Annotated in this window: 12 protein-coding genes; 1 reads left to right on the top strand and 11 read right to left on the bottom strand. The window is 66.1% G+C overall.

What is annotated here, in order from left to right; genetic code table 11:
* Positions 1 to 62: 62 nt before the first annotated feature.
* From ACLQ3I_RS08075 to ACLQ3I_RS08060, 4 genes are all read right to left on the bottom strand, one after another.
* On the bottom strand, positions 63 to 1610 hold the full coding sequence (locus ACLQ3I_RS08075) for an acyl-CoA carboxylase subunit beta (RefSeq protein WP_425801112.1): 1548 nt from the start codon (positions 1608 to 1610) through the stop codon (positions 63 to 65).
* Positions 1611 to 2052: 442 nt separating this feature from the next.
* The gene (locus ACLQ3I_RS08070; RefSeq protein ID WP_425792399.1) at positions 2053 to 2901 is read right to left on the bottom strand and encodes an acyl-CoA thioesterase domain-containing protein; all 849 of its coding nucleotides are present in this window, start codon (positions 2899 to 2901) and stop codon (positions 2053 to 2055) included.
* A gap of 51 nt (positions 2902 to 2952) precedes the next feature.
* Entirely contained in the window at positions 2953 to 4491 is a 1539-nt protein-coding gene (locus tag ACLQ3I_RS08065; protein WP_425801110.1) for a class I adenylate-forming enzyme family protein, read from the bottom strand.
* Positions 4492 to 4571: 80 nt separating this feature from the next.
* Complete coding sequence (locus tag ACLQ3I_RS08060; protein WP_425792397.1) at positions 4572 to 5015, bottom strand: MarR family winged helix-turn-helix transcriptional regulator; 444 nt, start codon at positions 5013 to 5015, stop codon at positions 4572 to 4574.
* A gap of 45 nt (positions 5016 to 5060) precedes the next feature.
* Between ACLQ3I_RS08060 and ACLQ3I_RS08055 the strand changes: the two genes are divergently transcribed.
* The gene (locus ACLQ3I_RS08055; protein WP_425801108.1) at positions 5061 to 5624 is read left to right on the top strand and encodes a maleylpyruvate isomerase N-terminal domain-containing protein; all 564 of its coding nucleotides are present in this window, start codon (positions 5061 to 5063) and stop codon (positions 5622 to 5624) included.
* Positions 5625 to 5805: 181 nt separating this feature from the next.
* Here ACLQ3I_RS08055 and ACLQ3I_RS08050 read toward each other — a convergent pair whose 3' ends face one another.
* The 7 genes from ACLQ3I_RS08050 to ACLQ3I_RS08020 all read right to left on the bottom strand — a co-directional run bounded on the left by ACLQ3I_RS08050 (position 5806) and on the right by ACLQ3I_RS08020 (position 12334).
* Entirely contained in the window at positions 5806 to 6462 is a 657-nt protein-coding gene (locus tag ACLQ3I_RS08050) for an LGFP repeat-containing protein (RefSeq protein ID WP_425801106.1), read from the bottom strand.
* An 89-nt stretch (positions 6463 to 6551) separates the two neighbouring features.
* Positions 6552 to 7010: a polyketide cyclase gene (locus ACLQ3I_RS08045; RefSeq protein ID WP_425801104.1), complete on the bottom strand. Its 459-nt coding sequence runs from the start codon at positions 7008 to 7010 to the stop codon at positions 6552 to 6554.
* Between the two features lie 108 nt (positions 7011 to 7118).
* Entirely contained in the window at positions 7119 to 8399 is a 1281-nt protein-coding gene (locus tag ACLQ3I_RS08040) for a benzoate/H(+) symporter BenE family transporter (RefSeq protein ID WP_425801102.1), read from the bottom strand.
* A 156-nt stretch (positions 8400 to 8555) separates the two neighbouring features.
* Positions 8556 to 9089 carry an HNH endonuclease signature motif containing protein gene (locus ACLQ3I_RS08035; protein ID WP_425801100.1) on the bottom strand — a complete coding sequence of 178 codons (534 nt, stop codon included), beginning with the start codon at positions 9087 to 9089 and terminating at the stop codon, positions 8556 to 8558.
* Positions 9074 to 10048 carry a hypothetical protein gene (locus tag ACLQ3I_RS08030; protein ID WP_425801098.1) on the bottom strand — a complete coding sequence of 325 codons (975 nt, stop codon included), beginning with the start codon at positions 10046 to 10048 and terminating at the stop codon, positions 9074 to 9076. The genes ACLQ3I_RS08035 and ACLQ3I_RS08030 overlap by 16 nt, the downstream gene beginning before the upstream one ends.
* A gap of 286 nt (positions 10049 to 10334) precedes the next feature.
* Positions 10335 to 10793 (bottom strand): cupin domain-containing protein, encoded by a 459-nt coding sequence (locus ACLQ3I_RS08025; RefSeq protein ID WP_425792391.1) that lies wholly within the window; start codon positions 10791 to 10793, stop codon positions 10335 to 10337.
* 83 nt (positions 10794 to 10876) lie between these two features.
* Positions 10877 to 12334, bottom strand: coding sequence for an NAD(P)/FAD-dependent oxidoreductase (locus tag ACLQ3I_RS08020; protein WP_425801096.1), 1458 nt, complete (start codon positions 12332 to 12334; stop codon positions 10877 to 10879).
* Between the last annotated feature and the right edge of the window lie 107 nt (positions 12335 to 12441).

Here is a 12441-nt window from a genome sequence, read left to right as displayed (position 1 = left end):
TGGTCGAGCAATCATCTGCTCACGCGGAACCGAGGCCGAGTCTCTACCCACGGCTCAATGACCTAGAGCGGCATGAGGAGATGCTTGCGGGTGTCCCGGGGGCCGTCTTTGTCGGCGAGCATCGCCAGTGCTTTCCTCAATTCGAGCCTGGTCTGCGACGGCTCGATCACCGCATCGATGTAGCCTCGCTCGGCAGCCACCCAGGGGGTCGCGACGGTCGTGTCATAGAGGTCGACCATCTGCTGCCGAACGGCAGCTCGATCCTCCTCGGGAACCGCGGCGAGTTGACGGCGTTGGGTCAGGCCGACGGCGGCTTCGCCACCCATCACGGCGATACGGGCGGTCGGCCAGGCAAGGTTGATGTCCGCGCCGAGTTGCTTGGACCCCATCACCGCATAACCGCCACCAAATGCCTTGCGCACGACGATTGTCGCAATCGGCACAGTCGCTTCCACGACAGCGTAGAAGAAACGGCCGCCACGCTTGATGACCCCGATCCGCTCCTCTTCGACGCCCGGCAGCACCCCGGGCGTATCGACCACGAAGATCAACGGCAGTCCGAACGCGTTGCACAGACGGATGAAATGGGCGGCCTTGTCCGACGCGCGTGCATCGATGGCACCGGCCGCCACCATCGGCTGATTCGCGACCACACCCACACTGCGGCCATCCACGCGAGCGAATGCCGTGATCATGTTGTTGGCCACGCCTTCGCTGATCTCGTGCAGGTCCCCGTCGTCGAACAGTCGCAGCAAGATGTCGAACATGTCGTACCCGACGTGGTGCTCGTCGGGAACCATACTGTCCAGTTCCCGGTCAGAATCGGTGATCTCGGGTTCCAAGCCGGGGTTGACCAGCGGTGCCCGCTCGAAGCAACTCGACGGCATGAATCTCAGATACGCTCGCGCCCAGTCGAACGCGGCCTGCTCGGTCTCGGCAACATGATGAATGTTGCCGTTCTGCGCCTGATTGAAGGCGCCGCCGAGCTCGTCGAGAGTGACTTCTTCGCCCGTCGTCTCCCGGATCACGTCCGGACCGGTGACAAACATGTGCGACGACTTGGTCGCTATCAGCACGTCGGTGTTGATCGGCGAATACACCGCTCCGGCAGCACATTTGCCCAGCATCACCGAGATCTGTGGCACGAGGCCCGATAGGTTGTGCTGCTTTCGACTCACCCACGCGTACCAGGCCAATGACGTCACAGCGTCCTGGATGCGTGCGCCGCCCGAGTCGTTGATGGCGACGAACGGGCACCCGATCGCCGCTGCCGACTCCATGGCCTTCGCGACCTTCCGCCCGAACATCTCGCCAACCGAACCGCCGAAAACAGTTTGGTCATGCGCGATCACCACCACCGGACGGCCATCGACCGTGGCGTGGCCGGTGACCACGCCGTCGCCATACAGGGCGTCCAGGGCCCCGGGTTGCTTGACGAGCGCCCCGATCTCGACAAAGCTTCCGGAATCCACCAGCATCGCGATCCGTTCTCGCGGACTCGGAATCCCCTTCGCCTGGCGCTTCGCGATGCCGGCGTCGCCTGCCGGTTCACGCGCGTCTTCCAGTTTCTTGTACAGATCCGCAAGCTTGTCAGCAGTTGTGCTCGCCACCAGCCCCCCCCTAGTTCGGTATCGCCGAAATCCCCTACGCCGGTGCGGTCGGCAATGGCCACCGAGGGCCACCTCAACAGTCGTGTGAGACAACCCGCCGGAGAAGCTATTTCGATCTACACATCGACAAACGCGCCGCCCCACCACGATGCGCACCACCCCCAGCGCGCCCTTACCAGCCGGTAACCTACGGACGCGTAACGCCACACTATGATATGGACCGCCCGCTGTCCAGAGGCTGAATCGGCGGCTCGGGCCGCATACGCCCAGGCACCCACCTCGTCGGCGTTATCCCGCAGGCCGCCGAGCAGTTGGCCGCATGCATCGGCCGCAGGGATGCACCGCCGCCTCCCATCACGCCCCCGTACGGCGCGCCTGCGATTTCGGTCTGCGACTGTCTGTCGAACCCGTCGGTCGTCCACGACCTGACGGGACCGACACCTCACGGTGGCGTCGGGTCACCCTCGTCATCGCCTCTGTTGTCCCACCCGTGCTCTTCGGCCAGACTCGCCAGATCGAGCTGCCGGCGAACATTCGACAGCGCGGACACCGTCGCGATGCCGAAGGCGCCGTCGCGATCGAACAGGTACGCACTTCCGACCGCGACTCCCTGGCCCATCAACTGGTCGATGGCCAGCAGACCGAAGTCGGCGCTGTGCGGCATACGGGACAGCGCGACGGTGAGATCGGAGTTGATGAACCCGACGCCCTCGGAGCCCCAGTTGCACACCATGCTGGTGTTCTCGGCGACCATGGCGGCCCGCACGAATCCCGACGACTCCTCCCCCTCGATCAGCCGTCCCTGGTCCTGCCAGACACTCTTGCGCAGCGCATTCTGGTTGCTGAGGTAGTCGGTGGACCAGTCCTGTTCGCCACTACGGAACAGTGGGACGTCCCCGCCGTCGCGGGCGGTGCGGTCGGGCGGAGTCAGCAATTCGTCGACCGGGGCATGCCAGGTCTCGCCCCGCGGATCGTCGGCTGCGGCGGCGATCACCGCCGCGGCCCGCGCCCGCGGCTTACCGTCCTGCACGATCTCCGCGTCCACCACCACGATGCGGGAACCCTTCCGCATGACCTCGGTGTCCACGGTGAACGGTTGCTTGAGGACCGGGCTGAACATGTCCACCGTCAGCCGGATGGGGATGAAGTCGGGTGGCACATGTCGTTCCAACGCCCGCGCGAACGCGCCACATACCACCGGCCCGCTGATCTGTTTCTCCGACCACGGGCTGCCGGCCCACTTCGTGGGGGTCAGGGTCTCGCCATCGGTGCTGGTGAAGTATGTCGGCATCCACTGTGTCTATCACCTGAGGCCGGCATACCGCGCGAACCGGTGCGATCCCTACCGCAGCGGGTCGCCCCACTGCACCTGCTCGCGAATCTTCTTCTTCAAGAGTTTTCCACCGGCATTGCGCGGCAACGTTTCTCCGGACACCACCGCGAACTGCGGGATCTTGAAGTCGGCAAGATTCTCTCGGCAGTGCGCCATAATGGCCTCCAGGTCGAGTTCACCCGACTCGGAAACCAGTATGGCGCCGACCTTCTCGCCCATCACGTCGTCGGGCACCGGGACCACCGCGGCATCGACCACACCGGGCGCCGAGAGGAGCACGGCCTCGACCTCGATACTCGACACGTTCTCACCACCGCGATTGATGATGTCCTTGATCCGGTCGACGATGTGCACGCGTCCGGCGTCGTCCACGCGGACCACGTCTCCGGTGTGCAGCCAGCCGTCGACGATCGTCTCGGCGTCGGCGTCGGGGCGCTCCCAGTAGCCGGTCGCGACGTTCGCTCCCCGCACGACGAGTTCGCCGATCGTCGGGTCGTCGGAAATCGGCACGATGCCGATGTCCACCGACGGCACCGCGTAGCCGACCGAGTCGGCATGCTCGACGGCATCCTGGTCAGGCAAAACCGTGACCAGGGAAGCTGTTTCGGTCATTCCGTAGCCATTCATGACGGTGGCCTCGCCGAACCCCGCCTGGATCTCCTGCACCGTCGACGGCGCGATCGGCGCACCGCCGTAACCGACCACGCGGACACCGGAAACCTTTGCGTCCGCGAAGGCCGGGTGGCGGAGCAGGAGCGCGTACACCGCCGGCACGGTGACCATGTAACCGATCTTCTCGGCGACGAGCACATCCACCAGGGCGGCGACGTCGAGCTGCGGCATGATCACCGCCGTACCGCCGACGTAGGTGGCCACCAGGAGCTGCGAGTTGCAGCCGGTCACGTGGAACAGCGGGACCGAGATCAGGGTCCGATAGTCCGCGCCCGCCTCGCGGGAGAGACCGGAACAGCGAATCATGTTCTCGGCGTTGGCAATAAAGGCTTCGTGTGTGGTGGGTACGCCCTTGGGGCGGCCGGTGGTGCCCGACGTGTAGAACAGCGCCGCGACGTCGCCGGCCGTCGCTGCATCGATGGCGTACGGTTCGCCATCCGGAAGCGGAGTGTCCGGAGCCAGGTCCAGGGTGACTCCGGCGTTCTCGAGGACGAACGCCACCTCGGGCTCGGCCGATCGGGTGTTCACCGCGACGGCGATTCCACCCGACAGCACGGTGCCCCAGAAGGCGAGTACCCAGTCGATGCCGGCCGCGTAGCGGACCGCGACTCGATCCCCGTTTGCCACGCCCTGGGCCCGCAGCCCACCCGCGACGCGCGCGGCCGCGTCCCACAGCTCTGCGTAGGTGAGTCGGCGACCACCGAGTTCGACCACGGCCTCGACATCGGGCTGCGCGGCGGCCCGGTCGCGGAGGATGTCGATGAGCGTTGCCGGGACGGCGGCGTATCGCAAGATCCCGGTGGCGTCCCGCACCACCCCGTCCTGGCCGAACGGGTTGTGGTCGCGGCTGATCTCGATGACGGCGTTGTCGGTCATCACCTGTTTGTACTCCGCACCGTTCGCACCAGGCCGGGTGTCGGCCAAATACCCAGGAGCGTCGGCCGATCCGGTCGTCCTCAGTCGATGGACAACCCCCGCGCCGCCTGACCCAGACTGCTCAGCAGAGCCCGGGCCGTCGCCCCACCGCCGTCGCCGACGGCCGACCGCAGAAACGACTCCTCCATCGCGCGGATCTGCCGCTTCACCTCCGCGAGCAACTGCTGCCCGGCAGGGGTCGTCGAGACGGTCACGCGGCGGCGGTCGGTCGATCGAGCCCGCTCGACCAGCCCGCGGTCGGACAATGCGTCGAGAAGGTGACCGAGCCGGGTCGGGTCTCGGCGCGTCCGCTGCGACAAGTCCGCCTGCGAGATCGCGGTGGCGTCGGCGAGCGCATCGAGCACCACGTACTCCCACATCGACAGGCCCGCCTGGTCCAGTATCGGCGTCTCCGCGGCCACCATCGCCCGGGCGAGTGCCCCGGCCGCGGCGCCGAGATCCATCCCACGATCGTCACCCGTCACGCATTGCCCCTTCCAAATTCATCTACCATGGTAGATGATTACCCCATGGCCACACTCACCGAACTCCATCGTCGCGCACTCACCGACGCCGACGACATGATCGACGCACTCACATCAGCCATGATGCCCAACGCAAGCCGCTGCGTGGGCTGGACGATCGAAGATCTGGTCTGCCACATGGTCGGGCAGAACTTCGGGTTCGCCGCCGCGATCGCCGACGGCGATGCCGACCGGTCCACCTATCGGCCCAGGTCTCACACGCTCTGGGACGAGTCGAGGACCGCTGTGGCCACAGCCATCGACGGCGAACCCGCCGCCCGAGTACGCCTGGTCGAGATCAGGCAGGAGGCGATTCCCTTCGATGCCGTCCTGGCAATACACACGCTCGACCTGGCAGTGCACGTGTGGGACGCCGTCGGGGATGCTTACCGTCCATCCCCTGATATCGTGGATCTCGTTCTCGCCCAAGCAGAACGAATCCCGGCAGACCGTGGGGACGACGCAGTTTTCGGGCCGATCCGCGACGTCGAGGACGGCGATGCCTGGCACCGCGCCCTCGGGCTTCTCGGCCGCAGCAGTCAGACGAGTCGCGCGACCACCGCTGGTTGAGTAGCACGAGCGGAGCGAGTCCGGCCCCATCCACCGCTGGTTGAGTAGCGTCGCGCGAGCGGAGCGAGTCCGGCCCCGCCCACCGCTGGTTGAGTAGCGTCGCGCGAGCGGAGCGAGTCCGACGCGTATCGAAACCCGGCCGGCACGCCTCAAAAGCCAGGCGAACCGATCCGACCCTCCATCACGGCCAGAAGATCGTGCCGTTCAGAAAGTCCTGGGCGTAGCGTCCGCCGACCTTGTACTCGCCGCCGAGTGGCACGCCGTAGTACCCGGCGGCACCCTTCTGTGCCTGCCACTTCTTCAGGATTCCGCCGCGCACGACCTGCACACCGCCAGAATCGCTGAAGCAGATGACACCGCCCTGGAAATTGTTCAGGCGACCGCTGCCCACCTTGAGTTCACTGCTCGTCGGGTACCCCATGGCACCGCGTTCCGCTCCCGACCGCTGCCACCGCTGACGGATGGCACCACCCACCTCATGCGCCTTGCCGTCACCGGCCGACGGATGCCAGTAGAACGAGGCGTCGCGCTTGAAGTTCTGGAAACGTCCGCCCTTGGCCGCGGCATGTTCGGGCCCGGTCGGCATACCCCACTTGAGGATGCCACCGCTGAAGACGTAGGCGTCCCCGATCTTGCCTCCTACAGAATGCCCGCCGAGGACCATGTCCGCATTGGCCGGCGCTGCCGGACGCGCGACACCGAGAACGCCCCCGACGGCAGAAACGGCGAGAATCACCGACGCTGCAAAGGCCCGCCGCGTGGTGAACGTGCGCCCGGCCGACCGAGAGGGAGAGATCGCGGAAGGGGTCAGCCGCAGCGAAGTCTGGAGTCTCGACATGTTCCGGAGTCTACGGACGCCACGCGGCGAGCCGGATGCGGGGTGAAATGTCGGATTCAGAAGGTTTGAGCCGCAATAGTATTCGCTGGTCAAGCCGTTTCGACGGTCCGCGCGAGAATTCCGAGCGTTGCCCGGATCGCCGTCTCCGGGATGATCGGGAAGACGCCACGAGCCTCGTCACGCACCCGACTCCAGTCGTAATACGACGTCACCCGTGTGCCGCCGTCCACGGATTCGAGTCGATACCCGTAGCGATGATCCAGCGGGGGCCGGACCATCCCGGCGATCGACCATTCGATCCACTGATCCTGCTCGAAGCCGGTGATGATCACACGGACGTCGTACTTGCCCATGGGGCGATCATTCAGCGACTCACGATCCATGTGGACCAGGAACTCGTCGCCCACCGCTCCCACGGACTCGCCGTCGGCGCTCTGCAGCATCCCCGAGCTGTCGATCGTGATGTGCCCCTCGGGGGAACAGAGCAGCGCGAAGATCTCCGCCTTGTCGGCCTCGATCACCCTGGGCACCTCGAACCGTTCGGTCATCGTCGAAACTCCCTTGTTCGCACCGTCTGTGTTCGCACCGTCTGTGTTCGCACCGTCGCCGCAATTCGCGACTCGCCCCACGCTAGTCCTCGTGGCGCCGTGCACACCTCACGATGCCGCGGCCCGGAAGTCCTCCCGCTCGATCAGCCGGGACACCACCAGCCCGGCGATCAATCCCCAGAATGCCGAACCGATGTTCAAGAAGCTCAGGTCCGAGATCGAGACGAGGAACGTCACGAGCGCACCCATCGTGAACCGCGAGCTGAACGCCGATCGGAAGGCGTTCTGGAGAGCACCCAGCAGCGCCAGCCCGCCGACCGTGGCGATGAAGGCCGCGGGCATCGCGTCCATCACCTCGACGAAAAGCGGAGCGAACAGCCCGACCGCGATTGCGAGCACACCGAACGTGAGTGCGGCGGTGTACTGACGCTGCCGTTCGCCACCGGCGACGAGCAGAGCGTTGGTCGGTCCGGCGAGGCAGCTCGAGATCGCTCCCACTGCCGACGCCAGCATCGACCACACCCCGCACACGACCGTGACGACATTGACCGGCGCCTGGTGGCCGGCCGACTTCAGAACGGCAACACCCTGACCGTTCTGGACGACGATCACGGTGACCACCAGCGGAACAACCAATTCCAGCATGGCGCGGACGCTGAAATCGGGCGCCTGCACCAGCGGGGTGGCCAGCCACGAGGCCGTCTCGTGGCCGAGGTGGAACTTGCCACTCACCGCCACGGCCACCGCGCCGGCCAGACACGCGCCGATGATCGGCGGCATCCACCGGGACAGGGTGCCGTGACACTGCAGAACGAAGAACGCGATCACGATCGGAAGCGCCACAACGGGATCGGCACCGACAGAACGCACCACGTCGATGCCGAACTGGAGGAAGACTCCCGCCACCATCGCCATCACGATCGGTGTCGGCAAGGCCGACATGACTTTTCGCACCCGCCCGGTCAGTCCGATCACGAAGATGAGCACCCCGGTGACCAGAAACGCTCCGAGCACCTCGGCCCATGACAGGTGTTTCAGGGACGCACCGACCAGTACGGTGCCCGGGATCGTCCAGGCAAACGCCAGCGGCATGCGATACACCCAGCTGGCGATCAGGGTCAGGATGCCGTTGAGGACGAACACACCGAAGATCCACGACGACAGGGCCGCGGCGTCGAGCTTCCCCGCAGATCCCGCCGCCAAGATGACCGCAACCGGTCCGGAGGCCGAGAAGATCAGCCCGACGACACCGTTGACGACATATGTGCCACCGAGATCACGTAGTACCTCGCGAGGTCGGAGGAGCCGACCGCTCGGGCGCTCCACGACCCCATGGGTCGAGGGCTCCTCTTCCTCGGTTGTCTCCGCAACGGACTCGGGCGCGGACATGACGTGAGATCTCCTCGTCCCGCCGGTTGCTCGAACACGGCGCTGGGTGGCCGATGTTCGAGCGTAGGTCGAAGATTGTTCCGCGAGAAAGACTCAGTTTCGCCCCATTGATCGACGATGGCTATCGATGGAGGTCATCGCGTCAGACCCCGCCGGTCAGCGCGGATACGTGACGATCTCCTGTCCGGTGCTGGGGTTGCGCCAGGTGATGGTGCGGTCCGTGTGCATGGTGGGGAGCCAGAAGCCTTGGTGTTTACGCTGGTGGTCGGGTCGGCACATGGGCGCGAGGTTTTCGGGCACCGTCCAGCCACCGAGGTGCGGCTCACGATGGTCGAACGGCACCAGGTGATCGATCTCGCACTGATCGGCAGGCATGCCGCAATACGGGTATCGGCAGTGGTGATCCGAGAGCAGGATCTCGCCGCGAACCCGCGTTGACGGCGTGTAGGTGAGCGCTCCCGGCGGCGGAAGGTCGAAGCCGCCGTGCCCGGTCCGATCGACCGGTGGTGCGGGGCCGCGGTCACGGACCAGCAGGCCTGCCGGCCGATGTCGGGCGGTTTCCGGCAGCCGTACGACTCGGGCACGGCCGCTCAGATCCGTCGCCAATGCCGGGTCGATCGCACCGTAACCCCGTAGCCGGGGGACTTCGATGCCGAGGGGATCGAGGACGACGGTCAGTTCGGGCAGCACGAGATCAGACGGCCGTGCCGCTTCGAACGATTCGCCCGGGCCATCCGAATCGCCCGCCCGTCCGATTCGTCACTGCGATCAAAACGATGCCGGGCGGTACCGGAGTCGGCCTCCGCCTGCGAATCGGCGTTGCCGACGCGGCAGCCATCTCCGCCGCAGGTGCAGACGAGCCGGCCGCCCAGGCGGGCCAGTTCGACGAATGCTGCCACGCGTTGTTGGCCTATGGTGCGCCGGTCGTTTCGACACACTCTGGCAGCGATCAAGGCCGCGATCTGTTCCCGCAGGGCCACGCCGTGTTCGGCCGGTACGCAGGCGTCGATGTTCGCGTGTCCGGAGCTGTCATTGGTGATGGTGAGGTTTTGCCACGTCTCGGCAAACCCTTCGCGGGTCTCGGCCGCGGCCACCGGGTCGAGGCTGATGACGAGTGCTTCGAGTTCATCGCGCAACACGGCGTCGGTCGACGGATGCGAGGACAGTTCCAGCGCACGGTCTTCCAGATCACCAGACTCCTCGTCGGCCGACCGATCGGAGTCGAGGTCGTCCGCCTGGGAGTGGCCGATCGAAGCATCGGGGTCAACCGGTGTCTCGGTGTCCGGGGCCGTATCCGACGCGACAACAGGACTCGGCTCTGGCGCCGACTCGAGGGCGTGCACCATCACCGACATCCGGTGGGTGCTCAATTCGCCGGCGAGATAGGCCAGGCGGATCTTGGGGCGACGTTGCAGCGCATCGCCGAGCTTGTACCAGGTGCCCGCTTTGATCCGTGACATCCCGAGTTGCAGCGAGATCTCCCCGACGGCGGCCTTGTCGGCCTGGTTGCGCACCATCATCTGCCGCTCCGCCGACAGCGCGAACAACACCTCGTCATAGGCGGCCTGTCCGATCCGAAAGGCCAACAGCACCGCCCGCGCCTCGGCCTGCCGACTCAACCGCACCAGGTCCCGAGCCGCGTCAGCCACTTGATCAGCACCCAGCGACGAAATAGCGGCATCATCCGCAACGGCATCATCCGCAACGGCATCCGAGAAGGTGAACACGGTGTTGGACTTTCGTGAGATCCTCGCGGCCACGACACCACGAAGGACAAGATCGACAGGACACCAACAACATTCGCCCGTCAACAAGAGAAGCACACCCGCGTCACAACAACTACGACAAGACTAAACCATCCCACCGACAGACTCGGGCACTACGAGATCAGCGCCAGATCATCAGGCCGTTGCCGCCACCGAATCTGTGGCCGGACTACTCCTTGTCACACCCGGGCGCCGGCGCGTCCTCCGACAACGGCTTGCCCAAAGGGAGCAGGTAGAGCACGTCGAGGACCACCGGAGTGGCGCCGAGATTGCGCCCGGCGTGGGTGTTGGCCTGTCCGTGCGGCTCTCGGATGATCTCGCCCGGACGGTAGATCGTGGGGACACAATCGGGGCCTGGATGCGTGAAAGTGCCCGAGCGGATCAGTCCGACGAGATCCCCGTCGTGATAGTGCCAACCGGTTGTCCCGCCGGGCGCGACCGTGATCTCGCGGACCGCGACGTGGACTCCCTTGGGGACAAAGGGCAGGAGTCCGGCGGGGATGTCGCCTTCGGCCAGCGTGACTGCCGAGATACCCGACGACGGCGTCGCCGCCGCCTCCGCGGGCAGAAAACCCGCGACGACGGTCACTGCGACGACACCAACGATGGCCCTGATGAGCTGTTTCATCACTGGACCGTACCGCCGTCACCGGGTGGGACAGCCGATTTCGCACACACACGCCGGGCCGCGCAAGCGACCGGCACCGAGGCCTACGCGCTCTGCCGCTCCTCCAACCGCAGTGCCCTGTCCTCCTGCTGCGACCCTTCGCGCGGCCGTCCCAGACTGTCGAGCACTCCGATTGCGTTGCGCGCGAACACCTGCTGTTCGGTGATGGCCAGCTGGGTCCGGCTGCGGCTGGTGAACGCGAAGAACCAGTCGACGAGTGTCGTGAACCGATTGCGGAAGCCCACCAGGTACAGCAGATGCAGGAAGAGCCATCCCAGCCAGGCGACGAAGCCCGAGAACTCGATGCTGCGCGAGGTGCCCGGGATGGGGATCTTCGCGACCGCACTGAAACGGGCGATGGTGGCCATCGAGCCCTTGTCCCAGTAGGAGAACGGCTTACGCGACGTCGGGTCCGCTCCGCGCAGTCCCGCCCGGATCGCCGCCGTCGCGTACTTCGCCCCTTGGATCGCGCCCTGCGCCATCCCGGGTACACCCTCGACCGCCATCAGGTCGCCGACGACGAAGACGTTCGGCTGCCCGGTCACGGTGAGGTCAGGTCCGACCTTCACCCGGCCCGCGCGATCGAGTTCGACCCCGCTCTGCTCGGCCAGCTGACGACCCAGCGGGCTGGCCGAGACACCGGCGGACCACACCTTGCACTGACTCTCGATCCGCCGCGTGGTGCCATCCTGGTCCTTGACGACGAGCCCGTGGTAGTCCATGTCGACCACCATGGCCCCGAGCTGGATCTCCACCCCGTTCTTCGCCAGACGCTTCGCGGCACGTCGGCTCAGCTTGCCCCCGTAGGGCGGCAGCACCGCAGGCGCGGCGTCGAGGAGGATCACCCGCGACTCGGTCGGATCGATGTTGCGGAACGAACCCCGCAGCGTCTTCGTGGCCATCTCGGCGATCTGGCCGGCCATCTCCACTCCGGTCGCGCCGGCGCCCACCACCACGAACGTGAGCAGGCGCGCGCGTTCGTCCGGGTCGTCGGATAGTTCGGCCTGTTCGAAAGCGCCGAGGATTCGCCCACGCAGCTCGAGGGCATCATCGATGGTCTTCAATCCGGGTGCATACTCGGCGAACCGGTCGTTGCCGAAGTACGACTGATCGGCCCCCGCCGCCACGATCAGACTGTCGAACGACGTCTCGGTGACGCGCTCCAGCAGCCGGGACGTGACACTGCGCCGCTCCAGATCGATGGTCTCCACCTCACCGAGGACGACTGTGGTGTTGCCTTGTTTGCGCAGCACCACCCGAAGCGCAGGTGCGATCTGACCTTCGGAGATCAGTCCGGTGGCGACCTGATAGAGCAGCGGCTGGAACAGGTGGTGGGTGGTCCGGGCGATCACGGTGACGTCGACGTCGGCCTTGGCCAGTTGTCGCGCGGCGGTGAGTCCGCCGAATCCCGAACCGATGATCACCACGCGATGACGTGCGGTTTCGCCGCTGCCGCGGGTTTGCTCGACGCGCTCGTCGTCGATGGGTGTGTCGTCGTTCATGCAGCTGCCCTCCAGAAGAGTTCTCCGGGACACCCAGGCGGACGATGCCTCTGACAGTTGCGCTCCACGCCGGTTGACTCCGGCCTCGCCAGTCGCGATCTCCAGGG

It is taken from the genome of Gordonia sp. DT101, from assembly GCF_049844895.1.
Lineage (GTDB): Bacteria > Actinomycetota > Actinomycetes > Mycobacteriales > Mycobacteriaceae > Gordonia.
Note: the sequence above shows the minus strand (reverse complement) of the source record. Positions and strands in the feature narration are given on the sequence as shown.

Excerpts from the sequence above, each read along its gene's own strand:
- ACLQ3I_RS08070 (WP_425792399.1), bottom strand. The coding sequence starts at position 2,901 with ATGCCGACATACTTCACCAGCACCGATGGCGAGACCCTGACCCCCACG.
- ACLQ3I_RS08065 (WP_425801110.1), bottom strand. The coding sequence starts at position 4,491 with ATGACCGACAACGCCGTCATCGAGATCAGCCGCGACCACAACCCGTTC.
- ACLQ3I_RS08055 (WP_425801108.1), top strand. The coding sequence starts at position 5,061 with ATGGCCACACTCACCGAACTCCATCGTCGCGCACTCACCGACGCCGAC.
- ACLQ3I_RS08050 (WP_425801106.1), bottom strand. The coding sequence starts at position 6,462 with ATGTCGAGACTCCAGACTTCGCTGCGGCTGACCCCTTCCGCGATCTCT.
- ACLQ3I_RS08045 (WP_425801104.1), bottom strand. The coding sequence starts at position 7,010 with ATGACCGAACGGTTCGAGGTGCCCAGGGTGATCGAGGCCGACAAGGCG.
- ACLQ3I_RS08040 (WP_425801102.1), bottom strand. The coding sequence starts at position 8,399 with ATGTCCGCGCCCGAGTCCGTTGCGGAGACAACCGAGGAAGAGGAGCCC.
- ACLQ3I_RS08025 (WP_425792391.1), bottom strand. The coding sequence starts at position 10,793 with ATGAAACAGCTCATCAGGGCCATCGTTGGTGTCGTCGCAGTGACCGTC.
- ACLQ3I_RS08020 (WP_425801096.1), bottom strand. The coding sequence starts at position 12,334 with ATGAACGACGACACACCCATCGACGACGAGCGCGTCGAGCAAACCCGC.